Origin of the sequence: Serratia sp. S4 (assembly GCF_000347995.1) — a bacterium.
Taxonomy (GTDB): Bacteria; Pseudomonadota; Gammaproteobacteria; order Enterobacterales; family Enterobacteriaceae; genus Serratia; species Serratia quinivorans.
In genome coordinates this window covers 2,714,261-2,738,907 of the sequence record NZ_KB661120.1, presented here as the reverse complement: position 1 = coordinate 2,738,907, position 24,647 = coordinate 2,714,261, and the positions used below count along the sequence as shown (strand labels likewise).

At 54.0% G+C, this 24,647-nt stretch carries 23 protein-coding genes; 11 read left to right on the top strand and 12 right to left on the bottom strand.

Features of this window, described 5'->3' with window-relative positions; translation table 11 throughout:
- Nucleotides 1-343: 343 nt before the first annotated feature.
- From SERS4_RS0113570 to SERS4_RS0113540, 6 genes are all read left to right on the top strand, one after another.
- Nucleotides 344-1,621 (top strand): lysine N(6)-hydroxylase/L-ornithine N(5)-oxygenase family protein, encoded by a 1,278-nt coding sequence (locus SERS4_RS0113570; protein ID WP_012145248.1) that lies wholly within the window; start codon nucleotides 344-346, stop codon nucleotides 1,619-1,621.
- Nucleotides 1,622-1,699: 78 nt separating this feature from the next.
- On the top strand, nucleotides 1,700-2,578 hold the full coding sequence (locus SERS4_RS0113565) for an ATP-grasp fold amidoligase family protein (protein ID WP_017892919.1): 879 nt from the start codon (nucleotides 1,700-1,702) through the stop codon (nucleotides 2,576-2,578).
- A 337-nt stretch (nucleotides 2,579-2,915) separates the two neighbouring features.
- Nucleotides 2,916-4,358, top strand: a complete 1,443-nt coding sequence (locus SERS4_RS0113555) for a diguanylate cyclase (protein WP_026142385.1) — start codon at nucleotides 2,916-2,918, stop codon at nucleotides 4,356-4,358.
- Nucleotides 4,359-4,471: 113 nt separating this feature from the next.
- Nucleotides 4,472-4,825 (top strand): DUF1428 domain-containing protein, encoded by a 354-nt coding sequence (locus tag SERS4_RS0113550; RefSeq protein ID WP_017892916.1) that lies wholly within the window; start codon nucleotides 4,472-4,474, stop codon nucleotides 4,823-4,825.
- A 12-nt stretch (nucleotides 4,826-4,837) separates the two neighbouring features.
- On the top strand, nucleotides 4,838-5,308 hold the full coding sequence (locus SERS4_RS0113545) for a VOC family protein (RefSeq protein WP_017892915.1): 471 nt from the start codon (nucleotides 4,838-4,840) through the stop codon (nucleotides 5,306-5,308).
- Between the two features lie 209 nt (nucleotides 5,309-5,517).
- Nucleotides 5,518-6,855, top strand: coding sequence for a D-serine ammonia-lyase (locus tag SERS4_RS0113540; RefSeq protein WP_017892914.1), 1,338 nt, complete (start codon nucleotides 5,518-5,520; stop codon nucleotides 6,853-6,855).
- Here SERS4_RS0113540 and SERS4_RS0113535 read toward each other — a convergent pair.
- Together SERS4_RS0113535 and SERS4_RS0113530 are read right to left on the bottom strand one after the other, a co-directional pair.
- Complete coding sequence (locus tag SERS4_RS0113535; RefSeq protein ID WP_017892913.1) at nucleotides 6,852-7,685, bottom strand: IclR family transcriptional regulator C-terminal domain-containing protein; 834 nt, start codon at nucleotides 7,683-7,685, stop codon at nucleotides 6,852-6,854. The two genes, SERS4_RS0113540 and SERS4_RS0113535, sit on opposite strands and share 4 nt — an antisense overlap.
- 23 nt (nucleotides 7,686-7,708) lie before the next feature.
- Nucleotides 7,709-8,353: a TetR family transcriptional regulator gene (locus tag SERS4_RS0113530; RefSeq protein WP_017892912.1), complete on the bottom strand. Its 645-nt coding sequence runs from the start codon at nucleotides 8,351-8,353 to the stop codon at nucleotides 7,709-7,711.
- A 426-nt stretch (nucleotides 8,354-8,779) separates the two neighbouring features.
- Here SERS4_RS0113530 and SERS4_RS0113520 point away from each other — a divergent pair, with 426 nt between their 5' ends.
- Nucleotides 8,780-10,141: an MFS transporter gene (locus tag SERS4_RS0113520; protein ID WP_371257924.1), complete on the top strand. Its 1,362-nt coding sequence runs from the start codon at nucleotides 8,780-8,782 to the stop codon at nucleotides 10,139-10,141.
- 2 nt (nucleotides 10,142-10,143) lie between these two features.
- Here SERS4_RS0113520 and SERS4_RS0113515 read toward each other — a convergent pair whose 3' ends face one another.
- The 4 genes from SERS4_RS0113515 to SERS4_RS0113500 all read right to left on the bottom strand — a co-directional run bounded on the left by SERS4_RS0113515 (nucleotide 10,144) and on the right by SERS4_RS0113500 (nucleotide 13,697).
- A complete protein-coding gene (locus SERS4_RS0113515; protein WP_017892909.1) occupies nucleotides 10,144-11,262 on the bottom strand; it encodes a DUF4056 domain-containing protein in 1,119 nt (372 codons plus the stop codon).
- Nucleotides 11,262-12,392: a BamA/TamA family outer membrane protein gene (locus tag SERS4_RS0113510; protein ID WP_017892908.1), complete on the bottom strand. Its 1,131-nt coding sequence runs from the start codon at nucleotides 12,390-12,392 to the stop codon at nucleotides 11,262-11,264. Before SERS4_RS0113510 ends, SERS4_RS0113515 begins: the two co-directional genes overlap by 1 nt.
- Nucleotides 12,392-13,330: a hypothetical protein gene (locus SERS4_RS0113505; RefSeq protein ID WP_017892907.1), complete on the bottom strand. Its 939-nt coding sequence runs from the start codon at nucleotides 13,328-13,330 to the stop codon at nucleotides 12,392-12,394. Before SERS4_RS0113505 ends, SERS4_RS0113510 begins: the two co-directional genes overlap by 1 nt.
- 112 nt (nucleotides 13,331-13,442) lie before the next feature.
- Nucleotides 13,443-13,697: a hypothetical protein gene (locus tag SERS4_RS0113500; RefSeq protein WP_017892906.1), complete on the bottom strand. Its 255-nt coding sequence runs from the start codon at nucleotides 13,695-13,697 to the stop codon at nucleotides 13,443-13,445.
- A gap of 481 nt (nucleotides 13,698-14,178) precedes the next feature.
- Here SERS4_RS0113500 and SERS4_RS0113495 point away from each other — a divergent pair, with 481 nt between their 5' ends.
- From SERS4_RS0113495 to pcaC, 4 genes are all read left to right on the top strand, one after another.
- Complete coding sequence (locus tag SERS4_RS0113495) at nucleotides 14,179-15,534, top strand: MFS transporter (protein WP_017892905.1); 1,356 nt, start codon at nucleotides 14,179-14,181, stop codon at nucleotides 15,532-15,534.
- 10 nt (nucleotides 15,535-15,544) lie between these two features.
- On the top strand, nucleotides 15,545-16,723 hold the full coding sequence (locus SERS4_RS0113490) for a 4-hydroxybenzoate 3-monooxygenase (protein WP_017892904.1): 1,179 nt from the start codon (nucleotides 15,545-15,547) through the stop codon (nucleotides 16,721-16,723).
- A gap of 133 nt (nucleotides 16,724-16,856) precedes the next feature.
- Nucleotides 16,857-18,221 carry a 3-carboxy-cis,cis-muconate cycloisomerase gene (locus SERS4_RS0113485; RefSeq protein ID WP_017892903.1) on the top strand — a complete coding sequence of 455 codons (1,365 nt, stop codon included), beginning with the start codon at nucleotides 16,857-16,859 and terminating at the stop codon, nucleotides 18,219-18,221.
- Complete coding sequence (gene pcaC / locus SERS4_RS0113480; RefSeq protein ID WP_012145232.1) at nucleotides 18,214-18,603, top strand: 4-carboxymuconolactone decarboxylase; 390 nt, start codon at nucleotides 18,214-18,216, stop codon at nucleotides 18,601-18,603. Before SERS4_RS0113485 ends, pcaC begins: the two co-directional genes overlap by 8 nt.
- Here pcaC and SERS4_RS0113475 read toward each other — a convergent pair.
- The 6 genes from SERS4_RS0113475 to SERS4_RS0113450 all read right to left on the bottom strand — a co-directional run bounded on the left by SERS4_RS0113475 (nucleotide 18,600) and on the right by SERS4_RS0113450 (nucleotide 24,568).
- Nucleotides 18,600-19,535 carry a LysR substrate-binding domain-containing protein gene (locus SERS4_RS0113475; protein ID WP_017892902.1) on the bottom strand — a complete coding sequence of 312 codons (936 nt, stop codon included), beginning with the start codon at nucleotides 19,533-19,535 and terminating at the stop codon, nucleotides 18,600-18,602. The two genes, pcaC and SERS4_RS0113475, sit on opposite strands and share 4 nt — an antisense overlap.
- Before the next feature lie 96 nt (nucleotides 19,536-19,631).
- Nucleotides 19,632-20,255, bottom strand: coding sequence for a protocatechuate 3,4-dioxygenase subunit alpha (gene pcaG, locus SERS4_RS0113470; RefSeq protein WP_026142383.1), 624 nt, complete (start codon nucleotides 20,253-20,255; stop codon nucleotides 19,632-19,634).
- Entirely contained in the window at nucleotides 20,255-20,983 is a 729-nt protein-coding gene (gene pcaH, locus SERS4_RS0113465; RefSeq protein ID WP_012145229.1) for a protocatechuate 3,4-dioxygenase subunit beta, read from the bottom strand. The genes pcaG and pcaH overlap by 1 nt, the downstream gene beginning before the upstream one ends.
- Before the next feature lie 197 nt (nucleotides 20,984-21,180).
- On the bottom strand, nucleotides 21,181-22,077 hold the full coding sequence (locus SERS4_RS0113460; protein ID WP_026142382.1) for a PhzF family phenazine biosynthesis protein: 897 nt from the start codon (nucleotides 22,075-22,077) through the stop codon (nucleotides 21,181-21,183).
- Between the two features lie 196 nt (nucleotides 22,078-22,273).
- Nucleotides 22,274-23,710 carry a 6-phospho-beta-glucosidase gene (locus SERS4_RS0113455; RefSeq protein WP_017892899.1) on the bottom strand — a complete coding sequence of 479 codons (1,437 nt, stop codon included), beginning with the start codon at nucleotides 23,708-23,710 and terminating at the stop codon, nucleotides 22,274-22,276.
- Nucleotides 23,711-23,833: 123 nt separating this feature from the next.
- The gene (locus SERS4_RS0113450; protein ID WP_012145227.1) at nucleotides 23,834-24,568 is read right to left on the bottom strand and encodes a MurR/RpiR family transcriptional regulator; all 735 of its coding nucleotides are present in this window, start codon (nucleotides 24,566-24,568) and stop codon (nucleotides 23,834-23,836) included.
- Nucleotides 24,569-24,647 lie beyond the last annotated feature (79 nt).

Sequence of the window (24,647 nt, the reverse complement as noted above, 5' to 3'; positions counted from 1 at the left end):
TGTTAGCCCTAATGTTATTTTTTTTCACATGTCAACGTGCAACTTTAGCGCTACTCTGAACAGGCTGTGTCTAATTAAGGATGATGCCATGTGGAATATGCAAACTAACATAGGGATATGTTATGAATTCCTCTGTTGTCCCATTGAATTTCATTTCCTCGAAATTCTTTCCAAAAGCACACCTTTTTCATGACTCCGCGATAACACTAATGGCGCAGGGTTAATTTGTCTTCAATTGTCAGGATGGCAATAATAATATCATGTTGTGATTATTATTTAATTGTTCTTTTTACAACCGGATAAATTTCTCGGCCAGTCTATTTATTCACTCAGGAGCACACTAATGAACCCGTGTTTGGACTTTATCGGTATTGGCATCGGTCCGTCCAACCTCAGTATTGCTGCCCTTGGCAGCGAAATCGAAGGTTTTAATTGCAAATTCCTCGAGCGCAAATCGCAGTTTTCCTGGCATCCAGGCATGATCCTGGCGGAATGCAGTATGCAGACCAGTTTTTTGAAGGATTTGGTGACCGCCGTCTCGCCAACCAACCCTTTTAGCTTCCTCAACTATCTGGTGAAAAGGAAAAAATTCTACCGTTTCCTGACAACGGAACAACGCACGGTGTCACGTGAAGAGTTTGCCGATTATCTCAACTGGGCTGCCACGGGGCTGGATTCGCTGGTTTTCAACCAGGACGTTCAGCGCGTGGAGTTTGATAGCCAACAGCGGCAGTATGTTGTCACCACCCAGAATCAGGTGTTTTACGCTAAACATGTCTGCGTGGGCATTGGCAAGAAAGTCAAACTGCCGGACTGCGTGACCGAACAAAATGCTCAATGTTTTCACGCCAGCGAAATGATGTTTCGCCAGCCAAACCTTAGCGGGAAACGCGTGGCCATTGTGGGCGGGGGTCAAAGCGGAGCCGATCTGTTCCTTAATATTTTTCAGGGCGAGTGGGGCCAGCCAGAGCAACTGAGTTGGATCTCCCGGCGTAACAACTACAACGCTCTTGATGAAGCGGCATTTGCTAACGAGTATTTTACGCCCGATTATGTCGACGACTTCTACACGCTCAGCAACACCGCCAAACAGCAGATGCTGCGTGAACAAAAAATGACCTCCGATGGCATCACCAGCGAGTCTCTCTTAGCTATTTATCGCGCCATGTATCACCGTTTCGATGTTCTGCAAGAAAAACGCTGGGTACGCCTGCTACCCAGCCGCTCAGTGACGGCCCTTAATGCCCAGGATAATTTTTATCGGTTGGAGACGCAGCATCATCTTGACCAGGGGCGCGAGACCCTGGATGCCGATGTGGTTATCTTTGCTACCGGTTATGAACAGGCTCAACCGGCTTTTCTTGCCTCCCTGGCGGACCGGATGTTAACCGATGCCGATGGGCAATATCGTATTGCCTCTGATTTTACTCTGGAGCGCGAGGGGGAGCATGAGAATGCTCTGTTTGCCGTCAATGCCAGCATGCACCACCACGGGATTGCCGATCCTCAGCTCAGTCTGGTGGCCTGGCGATCGGCCCGTATCCTCAATCGGGTGCTGGGCGAGAATAAATTTGATCTGAGTACCGCCCCGGCGATGATTCAATGGCGTAGTGAGCAATAACAGCCAATAGCAACAAATCTCCTTTGGTTCCTTTCAGGAGCCGTTTTAATACTTTGTTCAAGTTATGAGACAGGTTGTATGAAAAAGAATATTAATAAATTTATCATGAACCAATTGGCTACATTCACACCGACTTTTAAAACCAAATTAATATATAAAAAAGCATTCGGGAAGAGGTTAAATCTTAACCCGCCTGTGACCTGGAACGAAAAGATAAACTATCTAAAACTTAACGATTACAGCAACAATGCACTGGTTACGCAATGTGCTGATAAATACGCAGTCAGGGAGTATTTGAAGGCGAAAGAGTGTGAAGAAATTCTCAATGAGCTTTACTTCGTTTGCGATTCAGTCGATGAGATCCCTTGGGCTTCCTTGCCTGATAAGTTTGTGATTAAGGGCAATCATGGTTCAGGTTACAACCTGATTTGTCAGGATAAAAAGTCGCTGGACGTTACCAGGGCCGCTAAAACCATTGATAACTGGATGAAAGAGGACTACTGGAAGGTCTATGCAGAGCTGAACTATAAGCAAATCAATAAAAAGATAATAGGTGAGAAATTTATAGAGTCATCCAGTGGTCATGGCCCTGATGATTATAAAATATACTGTTTCCATGGTGTTCCTTACTGCACATTACTTTGTGTTGGCAGAGAAACCGGCATGCCGAAATATTACTTTTTTGACAAAGACTTCAAGTTTCTTTGCTACAGCCAGGATTGCCTGGCGCTTAGTCAGCAGGAGATAGATGCCTTTGTTAAACCCGCGGGATATGACGAGCTATTCGAGTACGCCAGAAAATTATCTGCGCCCTTTGAGTTTGTCCGTGTCGATTTTTATATTGCCAACGGCAAACCGGTTTTTGGCGAATTGACCTTTACGCCCTCCGCAGGTATTGATACGGACATGCTCGAATCAACCGATATTTTGCTCGGGAAGATGCTCCGGTTGAAATAACCTCAACACTGACTGCTGCCGGCGTAGTTCTGCAACATAAGACATCCCGACGCCCTGTTAACGCCGCAGGGCGCTTTTTATCTGCAAGAGGTTTCGCCTGCGGGCGTCTCCTTACTAGTTCAAGCAGTGAGAAGTCGCTGGACGTCTGCCGCTATGGTTTGAAACATAATACTATTTTTATATTTTCAATAAACGGATGCCAGACCCGCGAAAACTGGCAATAATGTCAGTCTGGCTGTTCACCAAACAGGCATTGCCAGACAGGGTGAGCAGGCTAATGGCCGCCATCATGCAGGTCGAATTTTATCCGTATTCTTCGCAAGCTTCTGGAAGCAAGATGCACACCACTGAGTTACCCGACGCCACTAAATTGCGCCTCGCGCTAATCGTCTTTTTGCTGGTGTTCTGCACCTGCATTTTGGGTATTGAAAGTCGTCCCATCGGTCTGTTAGCGCTATTTTGGCCAACCAATGCGGTACTTTTGGCCGTGCTGGTACGCTACCCGGCCATGGGCAGTCCTGTTGGCTGGTTGATGGCGATGTCAGGCTATTTGGCGGCGGATCTGATCACCGGCAGCCCGCTGGGCAAAGCCATATTGCTCAATGGTGCCAATATTGCCGGCGTGGCGGTCGGGTTTTATCTGTTTATGCGTTTATCGCCGCAGGTCAGAACCCTGGAACGCACCTCATCGAGCATTTATCTGTTCGCTATCTGTCTGGCGAGCGCGACAGCTACGGCGTTACTTGGTGCCGGGGCTTCGGTGCTGCTGTTTGGCCGCCAGTATCTGCCTTCATTGGCGTTGTGGCTGTCTTCGGAATTTACCAACTACATCACGCTGATGCCGTTTATTCTGGCTTTTCCGCGGGACTGGAAAGGTTATTTGCGCAGCATTTTCCAGGCCGTGGCCCTACGCAGCCAGTGGCCCAATACCGTCAGAAAAATCGCGGTGTTACTTCTGCTGCTGTTGGCCTGCTTCGGTAGCATCCTGATTGGTGGCCCCGGAGCGGTGATTTTCCCGATGCCTATCCTGCTATGGTTGGCGATGTCGTTCTCGCTGTTCAGCACAATGATCGCGGTATTGGTTTATGTGTTGTGGTGCCACCTGGCGATAGATCTGGGCCTGATTACCACTAACCTTGATATGAAAATGCTGCAAAACACGGTGTCGATGCGACTTGGCGTGGCGTTACTGGCGCTGGGACCTATTGCCGTGGCCAGTATGAATTTTGCTCGCAATGCGCTGCTGCAAAGGCTTGAGCACGTGGCGAATCATGATGCTCTGACCCATGTATTGACCCGCAGCGCTTTTATGCAGCGCGGAACGCGGCTGGTTAGCCAAAAGGGCGAGCGGATCTGCATCATGATGCTGGATATCGACTACTTTAAATCGATCAATGACCGCTTTGGGCACGCCGGCGGCGATGCGGCGCTGCTGTCCTTTACCCGCGCCATTACTGGCGATCTGCGCGATAACGATTTGTTTGGCCGCATGGGGGGTGAAGAATTTGCGATCGTCGCACCCATTGCGCAACAGCAGGATGCGCTATCGCTGGCCGAACGTCTGCGTCACCGAGTTGAAATTGAATCCATCAACATGCCCGCAGGCGCTGCTTTACAGATCACCGTCAGCATCGGTATGGTCACCTGCATCGGCGGTTCCGGACAAAATCTGGACAACCTGCTGAAAATCGCCGATCTGGCGGTCTATAAAGCCAAAAATAGCGGCCGTAACCGGGTCGCCACGCCAGAATTCCTGCCGCACCATTCCACCGAGATCTAAAGCCCGGCCGCCCTCGTCATGGTTGACCCCGCTAATGGGGTCTAAAATGGAAGAGGGCGCAGGCAGTTCCGCCGGCGCCATCCCGACTGTCTAATCGACAAGAGGACACTCCGATGAAATATGTTGATGGTTTTGTAGTGGCGGTGCCGGCCGCCAATAAGGAGGCGTATCAAAAACTGGCCGCCGCGGCTGCACCGCTGTTTAAAGAGTTTGGGGCTACGAGGGTCGTCGAATGCTGGGGCAATGATGTTCCCGACGGAAAACTCACTGACTTTCGCGGTGCGGTTAAGGCCGAGGCCGACGAAGTGGTGGTGTTCAGTTGGATCGAATATCCGTCAAAACAAGTTCGTGATGACGCCAACCAGAAGATGATGGCCGATCCGCGCATGAAAGCGCTCGGCGATCAAATGCCGTTTGACGGTAAACGTATGATCTTCGGCGGCTTCGAACCTATCCTGGACCAGTAGCGGAGGGGTATCGTGAAAATTACCCAACACCTGTGGTTTGAGAAGGATATGGAAGCGGCACTGCGTTGCTATATCGCTTTGATCCCCGGCTCTTCCCTGACCTGGCAATCCACCTTGCCGGCCGATACTCCCAGCGGCCCGGCCGGCAGCGTAAAACTGGCGTCTTTTACCCTTGGCGATCAGTGCTATGCAGCGATTGAGGCCGGCCCGTTGGATGCTTTCAATCACAGTTTTTCCATTATGGTCGAATGTGCCGATCAGGCAGAAGTCGATCGACTCTGGCAAGCGCTGAGTGACGGTGGCAAGGTTGAGCAGTGCGGTTGGCTGCGCGATCGCTGGGGGCTGAGCTGGCAGATAGTTCCCAAGCGGTTGGCCGAACTGATGAGTGACTCCGACAGTGCGAAGGTACGCAGGGTCACCGAAGCGATGCTGCAGATGGTCAAACTGGATATCGCCGGATTGGAGGCGGCGGCGCGCGGATAAGATTACGCGGGTTGATGCCCCGTAGCATCCAGCGTTACGGGGCATTTAAGGTGATTCAGCATCACTCAAACCGTCAGTACGGCTGATAAATTGACGGATATCATCTTTTTGCGTCAATCCTGCTCACGCAAGGCTCGAATTTTATCATTTGTCAGGCTGGGGAAATCGCTGCACCCTAGAGCTAACCTTATGCAGCGCAGAGAACAACCATGGAAAAGACACAGATTCAGCAACTGGTTACGCAATTCCCGCTGGTGCAGGAACTGATCGAACTAAACCCGGTGACCTGGTTCAACCCACGAGCGACCACTTTGCAGGCCGGACTGCCGTTCGTTGGGCTGGATGCCGCAGACGTGGCCGACGCAGAACAACGTCTGGCGCGTTTCGCCCCTTATCTGAGTGCCGCCTTCCCGGAAACCCGAGCCGCAAATGGCGTGATTGAATCCGAAGTGGTGGCGCTTCCTGCAATGCAAACTGCGCTCGACCAACGTTATGGCTTGTCGCTAGCCGGCCGGTTGCTGTTGAAAAAGGACAGCCATCTGCCAATTTCCGGTTCGATCAAGGCGCGCGGCGGTATCTACGAGGTGCTGGCGCATGCGGAAAAACTGGCGCTGGCAGCGGGGCTGCTGCAACTGACGGACGACTACGCCAAGCTGTTCTCGGCGGAGTTTCGCGAATTCTTTGGCGGTTACCGCATTGCCGTGGGTTCGACCGGCAATCTGGGGATGTCGATCGGTATTATCAGCGCCCGGCTGGGGTTTAGCGTGAGCGTGCATATGTCGGCAGACGCTCGCGAATGGAAAAAACAGAAGCTGCGTGACAATGGCGTCAACGTGGTGGAGTACGAACAGGATTATGGAGTTGCCGTTGAACAGGGCCGTTTGCAGGCGTCGAGCGATCCGCGCTGCTTCTTTATCGATGACGAGAATTCACAGACGCTGTTTCTGGGCTATGCCGTGGCCGGTGGCCGCCTGAGACGTCAGTTTGCCGAAAGTGGCGTCCAGGTTGATGCTCAGCACCCGTTGTTTGTTTATTTGCCTTGCGGCGTTGGCGGCGGGCCAGGCGGGGTGGCCTTTGGGCTGAAACTGGCCTTTGGCGACCATGTACACTGCATCTTTGCCGAACCGACGCATTCACCTTGCATGCTGCTTGGTGTGCATACCGGCCTGCACGATGGTATCGCGGTACAGGATCTGGGCATTGATAACCAGACCGCGGCGGACGGGCTGGCGGTAGGGCGCGCATCCGGCTTTGTCGGCCGGGCTATGGAGCGCCTGCTCTCCGGCTTCTACACCCTCAGCGACCGCGAGATGTTTGCACTGCTGGGGTTATTGGACAGCCATGAGCATATTCAGCTAGAACCTTCGGCATTGGCGGGGATGCCGGGGCCGTGGCGCGTGACGGCTGACACTGAGTGGTTGGCGGCTCAGGGCTTGAATGAGCAACAAATGAAAAATGCCACCCACCTGGTGTGGGCGACCGGTGGCGGCATGGTGCCTGAAGCGGAAATGGCCAAGTACCTGGCCAACGCGCACCAGTCGATTTAGTGATTTAGTAGCGAAAGTTCCTGTGAGCCTTCGAGCAGGATCGGCAGGATACGTTCGGTCAGTTCGCTCAGCGGGACATGGCCGGCCTGCACCCCAACGTTTAACGCGGCAGTGACGCCGCCGTTGACCGAGGTAATCGGTACCGCGATGGATCGCAGACCGATTTCCAACTCCTGATCGTTAATCGCGTAACCCTGAGCGCGAACCTTATCCAGTTCTTCACGCAGTTTATCAATCGAACTCAGGGTGTATTGCGTGTAGCGCGTCAGGGTGATGCGTTGCAGGTAATCCTCACGCTTATCAATCGGCAAATGGCTCAACAGCACCCGGCCCATCGAGGTGGCGAAGGCCGGCAGGCGGCTGCCGATGTTCAGATCTATGGTCATGATGCGTTCGGCAGAGGCACGGGCGATATACAAAATATTGTCGCCGTCCAGCGTGGCGATAGAACAGGACTCATTCAACAGCTGGCTAATGTGTTTCAGCACCGGCTGGGTGGCTTTCGCCAGCGGCGTGGCACCGAGATAGGCATGGGCCAGCGTCAGGATCCGTGGGCGCAGCTCAAAGTTTTTGCCGTCCTGCGCGTAAACAAACCCCAGCTTGTTCAGGGTATACAGGCAACGACGCACCGCAGCGCGTGGAATGCCGGTTTTCTGGCTGATTTGCGAAATCGACATCAGACGACGCTGCGGAGTAAAAGCCTGGATCACCTCAAGGCCGCGGGCCAGCGAGGCCATAAAATTGGGGTCGCCCTTAAAGGGATCGCCGCTGGCGGCGGACACTAAACTATCAGGCGCGGTGATTTCTTCGCCGTCGGTGTTTTTGGTCATCACAATCTCCCAGGGAGCAGTGCTTACAGCGCCAGATAGCGCAGGGTGGCCACTACGGCCAACTGACGGATATGACGAACCTGATCTGCCGGCGGTTGATGGCTTTCAAACAGGGCATTAAAGGTGTACTGGTTGGCAACGTAGTGGAAACAAAGGCTGCTGATCAAGCGATGCACGTCGGCTGCGCTGGCGTCCGGCGTGAACAGTTTTTCTTGCTTGCCGCGCTGCAAGATATCTTCCAGCAGGGTCAATGCACTTTGGTTTAACGCCTTAATGCGTGAAGACTGGCGTATATACTGGCCGCGCATCATGTTTTCCATACAGATAACTCGGATAAAATCGGGGTGTTCAGCATGGTAATTAAAGCTTTCTTCGACCAAACGAGTCATGGCTGCTACCGGGGCTAATGCTTGCAGATCCAGCCCGGTTTCATGTGCGCGAATATGCTGATACACGTGTTCCAGCACCTCCAGGTACAGTGATTCCTTGGTCTTGAAATGATAAACCACCATGCGTTTGGTGGTAGCCGCGTGCTCGGCAATGTTTTCCATGCGGGCACCTTTCAGACCGGCCTCGGCGAACTCGGCCAGCGCCGCAGCGAAAATACGCTGTTTCAGCCCGACAGGGTCATTTTTGCGTTTAGTCGCGGGGAGATCATCATTGTTCAAAACATCAGTCACTTATCTTGGAGGAACACCGGTTAAGAGTAACTGGGGTGACCCGGTAATACAATCCGCTGCCGCTGCGCTTTTGTGAACGACGTCATATTGCTCACACGTAAACCATAGCGACGATAACCGCAGGGTTGGGAAGATCCCTCTCACAATTTGACAACATTATTTTCCACGTGCCCAGGGTGTGTTTCCGGTCAGCAAAGGGCATTTATGGATCAATCCCAGCGTATTGTCTTGCCAGTGAAAGCCGCCGTGGTTTTTTTGATGGTGAGCGAACGTACCATTGGGTTCAATGAGCGCCAGGTTATTAATAATCTCCGTTGCCGAGCTGCACGGGAGTTCTTACAGTAGACGCCAGAATCTTTAATCTCGGTTCGATTATCGAACATTTGCATTTATTGGCGTCTGTACCAAGGAAAAATTGTGGCTTCAAACGAAATTGATGTTCGAACGCTGATCAACGATCGTCCGATATGCGGTTATCAAAAACTGATTATTCTGCTGGGTTTTATCGTTATTGCGCTGGATGGCTTCGATATTACCCTGATGGGGTTTATTGCCCCTGAGCTGAAAAGCCAGTGGGGCGTCAGCAATCAGCAACTTGGCATGGTGATTAGCGCCGCGCTGGTTGGCCTGACGATCGGTGCGCTGCTGGCCGGCCCGCTGGCCGACTGGCTGGGACGTAAAGTGATCATTATCAACAGCGTGTTCTTTTTTGGCCTCTGGACGCTGGTCACTGCGTTTTCGCACAATATCGATCAAATGATATTTTTCCGTTTTATGACCGGGTTGGGGCTGGGGGCGGCAATGCCGAACGTCGGCACTTTAATCTCCGAATATGCGCCGGAAAAGAAACGTTCCTTCATTATCACCGTGGTGTTTTGCGGCTTTACCTTCGGTGCCGCGCTGGGCGGGTTCGCGGCGTCATGGGTTATTCCACAAATGGGGTGGCATGCGCTGCTGTTGCTCGGTGGCCTATTGCCGCTGCTGAGCGTTCCGCTGTTGATAGCCAGGTTGCCTGAGTCGGTGAGGTTTTTGGTTACCCGGCGAGCCAGCAATCAACGCATTGGCAAAATTGTGGAAAAGCTGGCGCCGGGCAGTACCAATGCCGAAACCCGTTATACGCTGCCGCCACTGGTGGCACCTGGCAAGGGAGCCATGCAGATTGTGATCTCGCGGCAGTATCGCCTTGGCAGCCTGATGCTGTGGCTGGGTTATTTCATGGCGCTGTTTCTGGTTTATCTGCTGGGCAGTTGGTTACCGACGCTGGTAAAAGGCATCGGCATGAGCGTGGCGCAGGCGGCGGTGATTACCGCGCTGTACCAGGCCGGCGGTACCTTAGGCTCGCTGTTTGCCGGCTGGCTGATGGATAGGGTGGATCCACACCGGGCGCTGGGCATGATTTACCTGCTGGGGGCTGGGCTGACATTGTCGATTGGCCTGGCGTCACACAGCAGCCTGATGCTCGGTGTGTTGGCACTGGCCTGTGGTTTTTGCCTGAACGGTGCCAATACCGGCATGAACGCGCTATCGGCGCATTATTACCCAACCGAGGCGCGCGCCACCGGGTCTAGCTGGATGCACGGCGTTGGGCGTATTGGTGCCATCCTGAGCGCCTTTGCCGGTGCGGAAATGCTGGCGTCAGGCTGGGGGTTCGACCGCATTTTTGCCATTATCGCCATTCCGGCGTTGATCACCGCCTGTGCCATCTTTATCAAAGGTGCCAGAGGGTATAACCGTCAGGCGCAGTTGGTCAGCCGGGAAACCGCCAAAGGCCTTTGAGCTTACCGGTGGAGCCGTTGCAATTGGATTTGATCGGCCTGCCGCGCCTGCTCTGCCAGTGAGGAGAACTGTGCCGGACGATAGAATGTTTTGGGCACCGGCAGGCGGCGCATATCGCTGCCTTTATGAATTTGCAGTTCGCCCAGATGGCTTAAGGTGAACCCGGCTATTTTCACCGGCATGGTCAAGCGATACGGCGGTGCCTTTTCGAAAGGCACTGCGGTAGGAGTTCGGTTTTCGCCAAGCGAGTAATTGCGTTTCAGGACTAAAAATTTATCGGGCACCCGGCGTTTGCTGTTCCACCAATCGCCATCGACCTCACGGAATTGGCGTTCTGTTTCAGCCTCATTGACTGCCTCAAGGCCGATTAAAGCTTGTGAAAGCGCCTTATCCATCGCCAGATTATAGTTCTCCACAGAGCCGGCATGCCCCTGCAAAATCACGTTTACCGCCAGCCTCGCTCCCAGCAAATTTGCGTAAAGGTCTTCCGGTGAAAAAGCAGAAATTTCCTCAGAAAATCCGGCGACAGACTGGAAGCCGTACCACTGGGCGATTTCATGCCACTGTGCCAGTTGAAACGCCACATGCCCGGCCAGCCAGGCCGCCAGATTATATCTGTCGGTCATCGATGCCGGAGGGGTAAACGCGTAAAACTGAGCGCGTCTGAGCCCTAATTCCTCACTGTAAAACAGGCGCCATTCGCGGCCCAGTTTCGGATACAGACGAGTGAACAGATAAAAGGTGTTATCGGCGGTATCGCGAACATGGGCGATATCAATAAACCCGCCGCGTCGCGTATAGATAAGCCCGTTGGCTTCGTCGCTCAGACCAACGATATTTTTCACCGCGCCCAGCGCACTGTCATTGTAATGATGGTGGCCTAGCGTACTGAGTGAGAGCAGGTTGCCAATTTGATAAACGGGAATCGGGATACCGGCCGCGCGCACCTGAAGGTTATAGCCAAATGCACAGCAAGGGCGAAGCGATTCCGGTGGCGAAAGGTTTTGCGCGACGGGCCAAATGCGTCTTGCCTGCTCAAAGGGTAAAATGTCGGTCTTGCCCGGTTGCGCCTGTGCCAAACTGGCGACAGTCAACGACAGGGCGAGAAAAAAAACACGCATTAAAAGGCCTCCGCGACCTGAAAATAAAATCCTGCACTCTCGCGTCCCACGCCGAGATCGAGTCGCAGATTCATATTAGGTTTGATTTCAAAACGATACCCCGCACCCAGGGTCGGCAGAATAGGGTGTTGTCCCATTTTATCCAGGCTGCCACCCAGCGAGCCGGCGCCCAGCCAGAGTACGTAGCCGTGCCGCCAGTTTAATTTTTTGCGGTATTCGATTTGGCTGCTCACGACATCTTTGTCACGGTAACGCCCCTGATAATAACCGCGTAATCGGCGGTCATCACCGGCCTGTGAAAGGCGATCCCATGGCACATCTCCGCGGGCAAAACGTCCCCAGGCATCGAATGCCAGCACGTCATTGTCGTTAAGCGGAAAATAGTAATTGTATTGCAACTGCAGGGCAGTGAAATGGCTATCCGAGCCCAGTGATGGATCAAACAGGCTGTAGCTGGCACTGGCATACTGCCCTTTTTTCGGCTGCGTGATGGCGTCGCGGGTGTCGTAATTGAGGGCGAAAGTGGCGCCAGAACTCAGCGGCGTGGTGGAGTCCGTATAGCGAGAGAAGGTATCGCCAGGCTGCGGATCATCAACTTTGGCATTCAGCGTGGAAAAATCCCAGCCCACACCGGCATAAAGATTATCGACCAGCCGATAAAAAACCTGCGGATGAACGCTAAACGAATCCTGAGTATATTTCTGGCTCGAGCCCTGCGCCGCATCGTAGCCCACGCCCCAGAATTCTGTCGGGATCTTGGCAACCGAACCTACCACAAAGAGACGCCACTGATCATCGCTAAAGAACGTGTAATTGTTCAGACCCAACCCCAGGGCGCCACTGGTGCTGACAAAACCGGTAAATGAGATAGATGAGTTTTGCGTGACCTGATCGTGTGGATCGACCCGATAAAGCCCGGCCGCTGCTGCCCCCAAGCCCAGTTTTAACTCAGGGGTATAAAAAGGACCGGGTAACACCGTCCAGTTCACGCCTTTAGCCTGGTTGTATTGGTCGTCGGCCCCCATGGTGCCGAGAAACGCATCAATGGACTCACGCGTAAGCAGCTCCGCATGAATCGGGGCAACCAACAGGCTCAGTAGTCCACTCAGTAACCGCACGGGTATCTTCATTAGAATCGATATTCACCCGCCAGGAAAAAACTGTTTCGCTCATTAAAACCGACTTCGGCCAGGACGTTGAAGTTCTGTGTGAGCTCATACTGCGCCCCAATCAGCGTATTCCACGGCGAGGAGAGATGCTGTTTGACATCAAAGCGCCCGGCGTTGTCCTTATTCACGGCCTCAATCAGTGGCTGAAGTTCTGCCGGCATATGCAGATCTGAAATATTGCCCTTAAACTCCTGGTCCACATCCTGATACATGCTGCCAACCCACAGGCTCAGGTGGGAAGGGCCAGAGATGGCAGGCATATCAAAGCGATAGCCCACGCGTGGTGAAACCGTAATGGCTGAAATTTTGCCATCCAGAATGTCAAATTCGGTGCGGGTATAATTGGTGTCAACCAGTGCAAACCATTTCTCATAGCCCCCTGCCAGGGTAAACCCGGTGCCCCAGGTGGTACCTTTAAAGTCGAGAGCAAAATCAATATCCTGGAGATCGCCACTTTGATTAAGGCGATGTACCGCAGAGGCGATAATACGGTCGATGCCGGTGTATTTCGACGGATCGGCATCGACAGAAACCTGGGATAAAGATGACCCTCTGGTGTGCCCGACCAAACCATAAATGTTTAAAAACGGGAAGACCCACATATCCAACCGAAGGTTCTCACTTTTGCTGCGCTGGCGTGTCTTTCCGACATCAATATTGAACAGATCGCTGGGGATCGGGTGATCGCCGAGTTTCAGACCGGAAAACGTAATGCTATCGACATCAATATTCTGACGTATATTCATGTAACTGAGATTGACGCCAAACGGTAGCGGAATGTTATAGCCGCGAGCGCGGGCCTCATCCCCCCAGATAGGAAAGGTGCTGTCGCTTTGGTCCGGGGCATGGGTTGCCGCACCAAAGGCGGCACCCGACCATAGCAACAGGGGGAGAATCATTCGTTTTGCATACTGGAGCGGGAGATGATTGCCGCTATTTTGGCAATGCCACGGTATTGTCATTATTTGACTCTCCACGTCAGGCAAGGAACCAGCAGGGCGCTCAATTTTGTCATGAGGGTTTATCCGGTTTCACGGCCGGCGCGGTGTACCAGTGATCCTGACTGACCATCACCGCATTTTCGGGCTGAAGCACGAAGTTAGGCGACATAATCTGGACGTTAAATTCATTGAACACATCCTGAATGTGGCTACGTATGCGGGCTTTTTCTTGTTCGGTGGCGAGTTGGCGCGGTTCAGCGCCAAAACACAGGGAAGAAATCAGAAATAACAGACAGCAAACAACGCCATTCACTTTCTTGCTCATGGTTACCTGCCCAGTCAGTAATTTATTTTTATTATTTTGTGCTCTTCAATTTCAGCTTAGCCCAGACGCTTGTGCTTTCAAGTCGCTCAATCAAGCTCGGTTTTTGCGACGTGCAATTAAAACAGCCGGTCGAAGCAGACTGAATCCCAAAGCCAGACAACGGCTGAGTAAATGGCCATGGAACAGGATCAGGAATGGTTTCATCAATGTTAATTGGCTCACAGAACCCATACGCCATATTTTTCCGTAAAAACATGGCATCCAATTGATAATAATACTCTTCCTGTAAAACAGTCCTTTTCTCGTTCGGTTATCGCACGTTAATTAATTTAACAATATTGAAACTTATTGTTGGCGATGCTTTTATGGGAAGGCGATTAACGAACCAAGTTTCGATAATCGCACAAATGCGACTTTGCCAGGGATAGGCCTGGCCGTTACCGCCGGGGCTATTTAGCCTGGCCAACCCAGGAAGCGCACTATGTCCCAGTCAAATACCATAGAAATTCAATCATTTATTAATAACAACCCGTTCTCCCGCTACCAGTGGCTGATCCTCATTTTGTGTTTTCTTACCGTGGCGCTGGACGGCTTCGACACTGCGATCATCGGTTTTATCGCCACCTCGTTGGTACAGGACTGGGGAATAGAGAAAACCTCGCTGGGGCCGGTGATGAGTGCGGCGTTGGTCGGGTTGGCCGTGGGGGCGCTCACCGCCGGGCCGTTGGCGGATCGCATCGGTCGCAAGAAGGTGTTGGTGCTGTCGCTGGTGCTGTTCGGCGGTTTCAGCCTGTTGACGGCGTTCGCCACCACCTTGCCAATGCTGACATTATTGCGCTTCTTAACCGGGCTGGGACTGGGTGCGGCAATGCCAAACGCGGCAACCCTGATGTCGGAATATGCGCCGGAGCGCAAGCGTGCGCTGCTGGTCAACCTGATGTTCTGCGGCTTTCCGCTCGGGTCATCGATGGGCGGTTTCGTTTCCGCCTGGCTGATCCCGCACTTCGGTTGGCAGAGCGTGATGGTGCTGGGCGGCGTGATGCCGCTGCTGTTGGCGGTGGTGCTGATTGTCGCGCTGCCGGAGTCCGCCCGTTTTATGGTGGTGCGTGGCTACCCGGCACAGCGAATTGCCGCGGTGCTTAAGCGCATTGCACCGCTTAATTTAACCGAACTGCCGCGCTTTAGCCTGGTTGAAGAGGGCCAGGTGAAAGCCAAATCGGCACTGGGGGTGATTTTCTCTCCGCGCTATCTGTTGGGCACCCTGATGCTGTGCCTGACCTACTTTATGGGCCTGATGATCTTCTATCTGCTGACCAGTTGGTTACCGCTGCTGATCCGTGAAACCGGCGCGTCCATTCGCCAGGCATCATTGATTACCGCGCTGTTTCCTTTGGGCGGTGGCATTGGCGTGCTGATCATCGGTTGGCTGATGGATCGCATGAATCCGCACAAGGTGGTGGCGGTGGGCTATCTGTTGACCGCGCTGTTTGTCTGCGCCATTGGCTACGTTTATACCGATCCCATATTGATGGCGGTGACGGTGTTTATCGCCGGTACCTGCATGAACGGCGCACAGTCCTCAATGCCGGCGCTGGCCGCCGGTTTTTACCCAACGCAGGGACGGGCAACGGGTGTCGCCTGGATGCTGGGGCTGGGGCGTTTCGGGGGCATTCTTGGCGCGATGAGCGGCGGGGTGCTGATGCAAATGCAGCTGTCATTCAGCACCATTTTCACCCTGCTGGCGATCCCGGCGCTGGTGGCAGCACTGGCGCTGATAGTCAAACATTTTGCTACCAGGGCAACGGCATTGGCCGGCTCGCTCAATAAGGCTTTATAAGGAGATAACCATGCGTACACAAATAGCAATTATTGGTGCCGGCCCGGCCGGATTGATGTTGTCGCATCTGCTGCATTTGCAGGGCATTGAGTCAGTGGTATTGGAAACTCGCGGCCAGCAGGCGGTGGAATCCACCATTCGCGCTGGGGTGCTGGAGCAGGGAACGGTTGATTTACTCAATCAAACCGGGCTGGGTGAGCGTATGCGCGCAGAAGGGGCGCAGCACCATGGCATCCGGCTGGCATTTGGCGGTCAACAGCACCGGATCGATCTGACCGAACTGACCGATCGGGCAATCACCGTCTACGCCCAGCATGAAGTGTTGAAAGATTTGATTGCTGCGCGGCAGGCGGCAAACGGACAGCTCCATTTTGAAGTGGAACAGGTGGAACTCAAGGCGCTGGACAGCGAGCGACCACAGGTGCATTACCGGCATCAGGGCGAGCAACGGCGAATTGACTGTGATTTTGTCATTGGCTGCGACGGTTTTCACGGCATTAGCCGGGCCGCGATGCCCGGCGGACTGCGACAGGACTATACCCGGATTTATCCCTTCGGCTGGTTCGGTATTCTGGTGGAGGCCCCTCCGTCCAGCGATGAGCTAATCTATGCCCGACATTCACGAGGATTTGCGCTGATCAGCACCCGTTCGCCTGGCGTTCAGCGGATGTATTTCCAGTGCGACCCGACGGAAAACGTCGACCAATGGTCAGACGATCGCATCTGGAACGAACTGGAGAGCCGGCTGGAGAATCACGATGGCTGGTCGCTGAAAAAGGGCCGTATATTCCAGAAAAACGTGGTCGGCATGCGCAGCTTCGTCACCGAGCCGATGCGATGTAAACGCCTGCTGTTGGCGGGGGACTCGGCGCATATTGTACCGCCGACCGGGGCCAAGGGGCTGAATCTGGCGATGGCGGACGTTTGTCTGCTATCGCAGGCACTGGAGACGTTCTATCGCCACAAAAGCTGGCGGCGGCTGGACAGCTACAGCGACGATGCTTTGCAACGCGTCTGGCGTGCGGAACATTTCTCCTGGTGGATGACCAACATGTTGCACACCCGCAGTGACGACAGTGCGTTCCAGCAACGCTTACAATTATCGGAGCTGCAATATACCGTGAAGTCGCGCAGCGCCATGACGGTGCTGGCGGAAAACTACGTCGGCTCACCGTTTCAGATGATGTGACCCGACAAATATCACAAAAACCAATAAATTCGCTCAATGTACCGATAATCGCCCAGCGTCGCGTTTAGCGGTCTTGACGCTGCTGACCACGCCGCGCCATCATCGGATACTCGCCTTTTTGCCTGGAGGAACTATGGAGTTACTGACGCCGCTGCTGCGGTCTTCGGCGGTGACCCCTTGCTTTAGCGATACCGCTACGTTGCAGGGAATGCTGGATTTCGAAGCAGCGCTGGCCAATGCACAGGCCGGGTTGGGCATTATTCCTGCCGAAGCTGCGCAGCACATTAGCGAGGCTTGCCACAGCCATTTATTCGATGCGGCCGATCTGGCACAGACGGCCGCGCAGGCAGGCAATCTGGCGATCCCGTTGGTTAAGCAATTAACCCGCCAGGTGGCACAGCAAAATGCCGAGGCTGCACGTTTCGTTCATTGGGGGGCAACCAGCCAGGACGCCATTGATACCGGGTTGATACTGCAATTGCGGCAAGCCATCGAACTGACGCACAGCGATCTGAACCGGCTGATTGCGGCGTTGGTATCACAAATGACTCGCCATCAGGATTGCGTACTGGTCGGCCGCACCTGGATGCAACACGCTTTACCCACCACCTTGGGGTTAAAGCTGGCGGGCACGCTGGATGCCTTGTTGCGCTATCGACAGCGGCTGGATGAAATGCGGCCCCGCGTGTTGGCACTGCAATTGGGGGGCGCCGCCGGCACCCTGGCTTCTTTGGGTGAGCAGGGAAGTTTCCTGGTGACGGCGTTAGCCAGCAGGCTACAACTGACCGCCGCAAATACTCCCTGGCACAGTCAACGCGATCGCCTGCTGGAGGTTGCCGGTTGGTATGCCGGGTTATGTGGCTCGCTGGGCAAACTGGCGCGTGATATTTCGTTACTGACACAGACCGAAGTAGCGGAAGTTGCTGAACCGGTGGCGGCTGGGCGCGGCGGCTCTTCGACCATGCCGCACAAGCGGAATCCGGTGGCCTGCGCGGTGATCCTCGCCGCGGCCAATCGGGTACCTGCGCTGGTTGGCGGGTTATATGCCGCCATGGTGCAGGAGCATGAACGCGGCCTGGGCGGTTGGCACGCCGAATGGGAAAGCCTGCCGGAGTTGGTGATGTTAACGGCGGGGGCGCTGCACACCGCCGGGGACCTGATTGACGGGCTGCAGGTGTTTCCGCAACAGATGGAACATAACCTGAAGTTAACCCACGGCCTGATCATGGCCGAGGCGGTCACCATGGCGTTGGGTGAAGCGATTGGCCGCCAGCAAACGCATCAGCATATCGAAAAACAGTGTCATCTGGCGCTGGCACAGCAGCTCACGCTGCTAGAGGTGTTACTGGACGACCCACTGGTTATGGCGCATTTATCTGCCCAGCGGCTGGCCGAGCTGTTGGATCCCCAGCAGTACCTCGGCAGTGCAAAAGTCTTTACTCAGCGGGTGCTGGAACAGACCGCGGCCGCAACTTCAGGAGCAAATCAACATGAATGATCAACAACGTTATCAGCAAGGTATTGAGGTGCGCAGAGCGGTACTGGGGGATGCACATGTGGATCGTACCCTCAGCCAGCTCACCCCGTTAAATGAAGAGTTCCAGGATTTTATCAGTCGCTATGCCTGGGGGGAGATCTGGACCCGACCGGGGCTGGCTCGTCATACCCGCAGCCTGATCACCATAGCGATGCTGATCGCCCTTAACCGCGAAGCCGAACTGCGCATGCACCTGAAAGCGGCGGTGAACAATGGAGTGACTCGCGAGGAGATTAAAGAAGTGCTGATGCAAAGTGCGCTGTACTGCGGCCTGCCGGCGGCCAACTCGGCGTTTCATCTGGCGGCAGAAGTGTTTGCCGAACAGGACCGGGAAGCCGATTAAGCAGAACGCACTGCGCCAGCGATACCACGCACGGTGGAGATAAATGCCAGTACGGCCTCGCTTAATTCACCGTCGTTACGGGTCAGAATGCCTACCGCTTCTTCCATCCCCTGAGTCGGCAGTGGCAGCGGGATCAACTGACCGGCGGCAATATCGGCTTTCACCGCGCTGGAAGGCACAAACCACAGATAGTCAAATTGCAGCGTCATCTGACGGGCCAGCGAAGCGGACAGCGTTTCTATGTATTGGCTGGGCAGACTGAAGCCCTGGGTTGAAAGCAGACTCTCGGTGTTGTGGCGCGGCACCGTGCCCTTCGGCGAGATAATGGCAGGATAATGCAGCGCGCGCTCCAGAGTGATGGTCTCGCTTAACAGCGGGTGCCCCGGACGCGTCACCATCAGCAGTGACTCCAACAGCAACAGCTCGAAAGCCAGCCCGCTCATCATTTCCGGATCGGCCATGCGGCCAATCGCCACGTCAATCTCACCCGCTTTGAGCTGTGCCAGCAACTCGGCATTTTTGCCGGTAATCACCTGAATGCGTGAATGTGGGTGGGCCTGCTGATACTGGCCGATGGACTGCGGCAGCATGCCCAGTGCGGTGGTCGGCAGCGCACCGATACGTAATACCCGTGCAGGTGCATCGTCGAGCCGGTCAAGCGCGTGCCCGGCGGCGGTCAGCGCCTCCAGCACCCGCGTGGCATAGCCGAGGAACTGCTCCCCCTGTTCGGTCAGCAGGGTTCCCTGGCGGTTACGCACCAGCAGGCGGTTGCCGGTTAGCGCTTCCAGTTCGCTCAGCGTCTTTGAAAGTGCGGGTTGGCTCAGGTTCAGCTTATCGGCTGCGCGGCTCAGCGAGCGTTCCTGCGCCACGGCAACAAAGCCGTTGATGTGGCGTAAACGCATGCGTTGGATGAATAAATTGGCTTTTTTCATCCCCCAGTGTAGGGAGTTTTTCCCATCGCTAACAAGTGACGGCGGCCGCATTTTTGCACAGACGTACGATTTTTTGCGGCCGCAGACTGGCGGCGTTTACAGGTCGAAGAACACCGTTTCGCCTTCGCCCTGGATCACGATATCAAAACGATAGACCAACTCTTCACCCCGGCGTTCTGGCTGGGCAATTAGCGTTTTTCGCCGTACCTCGAGTTCGATCAGATTCAGTACCGGATCCTGCTGATTAGCGGCATCCTCATCGGCAAAATACAGCCGGGTGTGCAGGCCAATATTGATACCGCGCGCGACGATCCACAGGTTAATGTGCGGTGCCATCATCCGGCCGTCCCGGCCACAGACGGCACCCGGCTTGATGGTTTCAAAGCGGTAGAGACCGGTTTCAAAGTCGCTGCAGCTGCGCCCCCAGCCCCGAAACGCGGCATCCAGCGGTTTGTTTTGTTGCTGGTCGCCGGGGTGGTTATAGCGGCCGTGACTATTGGCCTGCCAGACTTCCAACAACACATCGCGGATAAGGCTGCCGCTGCCGTCAAACACTCGGCCTTCCAGGGTAATGCGCTGGCCCTGAGTTTCCGGCTGGGTCAGTACCTGGCCGAAGTTATTCTCAAAAATCTCAAAACCCGCGGCCAGAGGAGCGAGGCCAATGTGCACATAAGGCCCGGCGGTTTGTGACGGGGTTTCCAGTAGGTAGTTTTGCGGCATCATGCTTTCCCCTGCAGACGGTTTTCAAACAAGGTGGCGCGGTGGCCGCGTAACACCAGATCGAAACGATAGGCCAGGCTGTCCAACTGTACCGCGGCGGTTTTGTCCAGTCCGGCGATCAGTGAGCGCACCGCATCGTCATTTTTGATGGCGCGCACGATGGGGCAACTGGCAATCAACGGGTCGCCCTCAAAGTACATTTGAGTGATCAGCCGTTGGGCGAAAGCGCTGCCGGAAAGCGAGAAGTGAATATGCGCAGGGCGCCAGTCATTGACCCGGTTGCGCCAGGGATAAGGGCCGGGTTTGATAGTGCGAAAAAAGTAATAGCCGTTTTCATCGGTCAATACCCGGCCGCAGCCGCCAAAATTGGGATCTATCGGTGCCAGATACTGATCCTTCTTGTGGCGGTAACGCCCACCGGCATTGGCTTGCCATACTTCGACCAGCGCATTGCGCATCGGTAAGCCGTTTTCATCACGAACGTAGCCGTGCACGATAATCCGCTCGCCGATCGGCAAGCCTTGTTTGGCGTAGTTGAGGATCAGGTCGTTATCCAGTGCGCCGAGTTCGTGTTGGCCAAATACCGGCCCGGTGATCTCGGACAGTGAGTTTTGCAGGGATATCAGCGCATTTTTAGGTGAGCGCAGCACGCTGGTTTTATATTCTGGTGCCAGCACCGGCGGATGGCGATCGTAGTTACGTTGGTAGAGTTCATCTATCTGGCTCATGCGGAAATCCTCATGGCGTAGGCAGGGTGCAGAGGGCTGATCTGTTTTGGTTTAATGTCAGCACGAAGGGAAGAATAGCTTTCCCTATCCCGAGTCTCGCAAGCCAGAGTGTTACAAGAAAGTGAAATTTAGCGGTGTTTTGCATAACCTGGGGTTATGCAATGTGTCGGGTTCGCTTCTTTGCCAACCCCGAGAGTTTAGAGGAATGGATGTTTAACCGTCTTTATGCCGACCATGATTGCTTGCCCGCCGACCCTAACACGACTAATCCTCTGCTCTTGTGTATCAATCGTCACCTGGATCAGGGAAGAACATCCCATGGCCCGTCCTTGTTCTAACAGGAAGTGCGTTTTGCCGGGCAGGAGATGATTGACCAGATAGCACCCCAAAGCGCCACTGGCACTGCCGGTTGCGGATTCTTCATCTATACCGTACAGCGGTGCAAAATTTCGACAGTGAGCGGTGATGGATGTTTGGTGACTCAATTCAAATACGTGGAAGCCAATGGCGTCGAATTTACGACTCAGGTTTGCGATCGCTTCATAATCGGGTTGCAGCAGGTCTAGCTGGCCGGGTTGTACGGGGATAAGGATATCCGGTAATCCCGTTGAGACCACCGCAATGGGCAAGCCGGTCCCCGTAATGGCCTCAGGGGGGACTCCGAGGGCAACGGCAACATCATCGATATCAGGCCCTTGCCGCGTGACAGGCAGAGCCTGATCCATGACGACACTGTGGGGGCTGACGGCCACACTCAGAATTCCGGCTTTGGTTTCTTGCGTGTAATGGCCCGGCGCAAGCCGATCGAGCGAAGCCAGGGTGAAAAAAACAGCCACGGTCGCGTGCCCGCAAAAATCAACTTCCCCTTCAGGGGTAAAAAAATCCACCTTGAAATCTGTATCTTCACCGACGTAGACAAATGCGGTCTCGGAAAAACCCACCTGCCGCGCGATTGCTATTTTTTGCGCGACGCTCAGCTCGGGGGGATTGAGAATGACACCCGCGGGATTGCCGCCAGAATTATCTCTGGTAAATGAGTTTACAAGGTGCACCTGGACGTCGTGCTCAACCGAGCGAGTTACCTCTCTTTGCATCTGTGGCTCCTGCGTAATGGCTTGGTGAACCCTTTCATTCATCGAGGCTCCCTTTCTTTTAACTTTAGAAATTCTTTCTACCATCTTTAGGGACTGAAAACCGATAAGATATTTGAACGAGCATATGCTTTGTGACGATAGCACCATAAAAATGAGCCACAGGGACGTGGCTCATAATGGATTATTGGGCAGATGACTAAAGCTGTTCGCCGTTGCTGGCGATCACGGTGCGGTACCAGTCGAAGCTCTTCTTGCGCGATCGCTCCAGCGTGCCGGTGCCGTCGTCGTGCTTATCGACGTAGATAAAGCCGTAGCGCTTGCCGTATTCACCGGTGGTGAAGGAAACGCAGTCAATACAGCCCCACGGGGTGTAACCAATCAGATCCACGCCGTCTTCGATCACCGCTTTTTTCATCTGTTCGATATGCGCACTCAGATAATCGATGCGGTAGTCATCGTTGATTTGACCGTCGGTCTCGACCTTGTCGAAGGCACCAAAGCCATTTTCAACGATAAACAGCGGCTTCTGATAGCGCTCGTAGAGCACGTTCAACGAATAACGCAGGCCAACCGGGTCAATCTGCCAGCCCCAGTCGGAGGCTTTAACATGCGGGTTAGGCACATTACCGGGGAAACCGAACATCGGGTCGCTGCTGCTCACCGCATCGGCCTGCAGGGCGTTGCTCATGTAGTAGCTGAAACCGATGTAATCCGCGCAGCCTTCACGCAGGGTTTGTTCGTCCTGTGGCTGCATTTCTATCTGGAAACCTTTGCGCTGCCAGTCACGCAGCAGGTACGACGGATAGTAACCGCGCACCTGAACGTCGGTGAACAAATAACGCTGGTGCATGGCTTCGACGCTGTACATCACGTCATCCGGCTTGCAGGAGAACGGGTAGAAGGGCACGCAGGCCAGCATACAGCCGATTTTGAAGTCAGGGTTAATCTGGTGGCCCAGTTTCACCACCTGGGCGCTGGCAACGAACTGATGGTGCAACACCTGATACAGCGTTTGCTCCGGGTTCTGTTCTTCACTGTAGACCACGCCGGAGCAGCAGTAACCGAACAGCGGATACTGGTAGTTGCTCTGGTTGTTGATCTCGTTAAAGGTCATCCAGTATTTGACTTTGTGCTGATAACGGCGCAGTACCACTTCACTGAAACGTACAAAGAAATCAACTACCTGACGGTTTTTCCAGCCGCCATACTCTTTGACCAGATGATAGGGCATTTCAAAGTGGGACAGGGTGATCACCGGCTGGATATTGTATTTGAGCAGCTCATCAAACAGATCGTCATAGAATTGCAGACCGGCTTCGTTCGGCTCCAGTTCGTCACCCTTGGGGAAAATACGCGTCCAGGCGATTGAGGTGCGAAAGCATTTGAAACCCATCTCGGCGAATAGCGCAATATCCTGCTTGTAGCGGCCGTAGAAATCCACTGCCTCATGGTTAGGATAACGATAACCTTCCAGTACGCCATCGGTCATTACGCGATCCACGCCGTGCGCGCCACCTGACAGTACGTCAGCAATGCTTGGGCCTTTACCGCCCTGATCCCAACCACCTTCAACCTGGTGTGCGGCGACCGCGCCACCCCACAGAAAATCTTTCGGTAACTGTTGCTGTTTCATCGTTGGTTTCTCATTCGCTTATTAATGAAAGGTAATAAGAAGATACTAGCAAGCTGGAATGGAATGTCACGATATAACAAAATAGCGTTCGGGTAACTTGTCACATTAAAAAAACAGGCTGTTTTATTTGGCGGCGTTAATATGGCCCAGCCGCTTGCCGATGGTTTCGATAATGTAAATGACCGGGATCTGGGTGGTGATGTTATGTTGCCCGGCGATCAGCTGTTGGGGAACATGATAGGAGAGGTTGAAGTCCGCCATACGCGCCAGCGACGAGGTTTCGTTGTTGGTGATGCTGACGATTTTGCAGTGGTGCAGACTAAACTGGCTGGCCAGGCGCAGGATCTCTTCGGTTTCACCAGAGACGGAAAGCATAATCGCTACCGCGCTTTTATACATGTCGCTATTGACCGGATAATAAGGGTCATCAATATGGGTGCTGAATTTCCCCACGTTGGAAAAGAAACGAGCACCATATTTCCCCAATGCCCCCGAGGTACTTACCCCGACGAAAATAATGCGCTCGGCGGCGGCAATATGTTGCACCGCCTGGTCAATCAGCTGATTAAATTCGTCGTTGTTAATGCTCTTAAAGAAACTGATTATTTCGCTGGTGCCAAAGTCTACCGGCGGCGCTTCGTTTTGCTCAAGATATAACTTAAAGCGAATACGGAATTCGGAATAACCCGCGCAGCCCATTTTCTTGCAAAAACGCAGCACGGTGGTGGTGGACACCCCGGCGGCCTCGGCCAGCTCGCGGATGGTCATATACATCACCGCGTTTTTGTTTTTGATGACGTAGTTATAAATCATCAACTCCAGCGTATTGAGTTCGGCAATGGCTTTATGGGTAAACATAGACCTATCCGGCGAGTAACAACAGACCTTAATCAGAGCGGGCTAACATAGCAAATTTTACCGTTGCCCGCTCGTGGTT

Excerpts from the sequence above, each read along its gene's own strand:
- SERS4_RS0113570 (WP_012145248.1), top strand. The coding sequence starts at position 344 with ATGAACCCGTGTTTGGACTTTATCGGTATTGGCATCGGTCCGTCCAAC.
- SERS4_RS0113565 (WP_017892919.1), top strand. The coding sequence starts at position 1,700 with ATGAAAAAGAATATTAATAAATTTATCATGAACCAATTGGCTACATTC.
- SERS4_RS0113555 (WP_026142385.1), top strand. The coding sequence starts at position 2,916 with ATGCACACCACTGAGTTACCCGACGCCACTAAATTGCGCCTCGCGCTA.
- SERS4_RS0113550 (WP_017892916.1), top strand. The coding sequence starts at position 4,472 with ATGAAATATGTTGATGGTTTTGTAGTGGCGGTGCCGGCCGCCAATAAG.
- SERS4_RS0113540 (WP_017892914.1), top strand. The coding sequence starts at position 5,518 with ATGGAAAAGACACAGATTCAGCAACTGGTTACGCAATTCCCGCTGGTG.
- SERS4_RS0113535 (WP_017892913.1), bottom strand. The coding sequence starts at position 7,685 with ATGACCAAAAACACCGACGGCGAAGAAATCACCGCGCCTGATAGTTTA.
- SERS4_RS0113515 (WP_017892909.1), bottom strand. The coding sequence starts at position 11,262 with ATGCGTGTTTTTTTTCTCGCCCTGTCGTTGACTGTCGCCAGTTTGGCA.
- SERS4_RS0113510 (WP_017892908.1), bottom strand. The coding sequence starts at position 12,392 with ATGAAGATACCCGTGCGGTTACTGAGTGGACTACTGAGCCTGTTGGTT.
- SERS4_RS0113505 (WP_017892907.1), bottom strand. The coding sequence starts at position 13,330 with ATGATTCTCCCCCTGTTGCTATGGTCGGGTGCCGCCTTTGGTGCGGCA.
- SERS4_RS0113500 (WP_017892906.1), bottom strand. The coding sequence starts at position 13,697 with ATGAGCAAGAAAGTGAATGGCGTTGTTTGCTGTCTGTTATTTCTGATT.
- SERS4_RS0113495 (WP_017892905.1), top strand. The coding sequence starts at position 14,179 with ATGTCCCAGTCAAATACCATAGAAATTCAATCATTTATTAATAACAAC.
- SERS4_RS0113490 (WP_017892904.1), top strand. The coding sequence starts at position 15,545 with ATGCGTACACAAATAGCAATTATTGGTGCCGGCCCGGCCGGATTGATG.
- SERS4_RS0113485 (WP_017892903.1), top strand. The coding sequence starts at position 16,857 with ATGGAGTTACTGACGCCGCTGCTGCGGTCTTCGGCGGTGACCCCTTGC.
- pcaC (WP_012145232.1), top strand. The coding sequence starts at position 18,214 with ATGAATGATCAACAACGTTATCAGCAAGGTATTGAGGTGCGCAGAGCG.
- SERS4_RS0113475 (WP_017892902.1), bottom strand. The coding sequence starts at position 19,535 with ATGAAAAAAGCCAATTTATTCATCCAACGCATGCGTTTACGCCACATC.
- pcaG (WP_026142383.1), bottom strand. The coding sequence starts at position 20,255 with ATGCCGCAAAACTACCTACTGGAAACCCCGTCACAAACCGCCGGGCCT.
- pcaH (WP_012145229.1), bottom strand. The coding sequence starts at position 20,983 with ATGAGCCAGATAGATGAACTCTACCAACGTAACTACGATCGCCATCCG.
- SERS4_RS0113460 (WP_026142382.1), bottom strand. The coding sequence starts at position 22,077 with ATGCAAAGAGAGGTAACTCGCTCGGTTGAGCACGACGTCCAGGTGCAC.
- SERS4_RS0113455 (WP_017892899.1), bottom strand. The coding sequence starts at position 23,710 with ATGAAACAGCAACAGTTACCGAAAGATTTTCTGTGGGGTGGCGCGGTC.
- SERS4_RS0113450 (WP_012145227.1), bottom strand. The coding sequence starts at position 24,568 with ATGTTTACCCATAAAGCCATTGCCGAACTCAATACGCTGGAGTTGATG.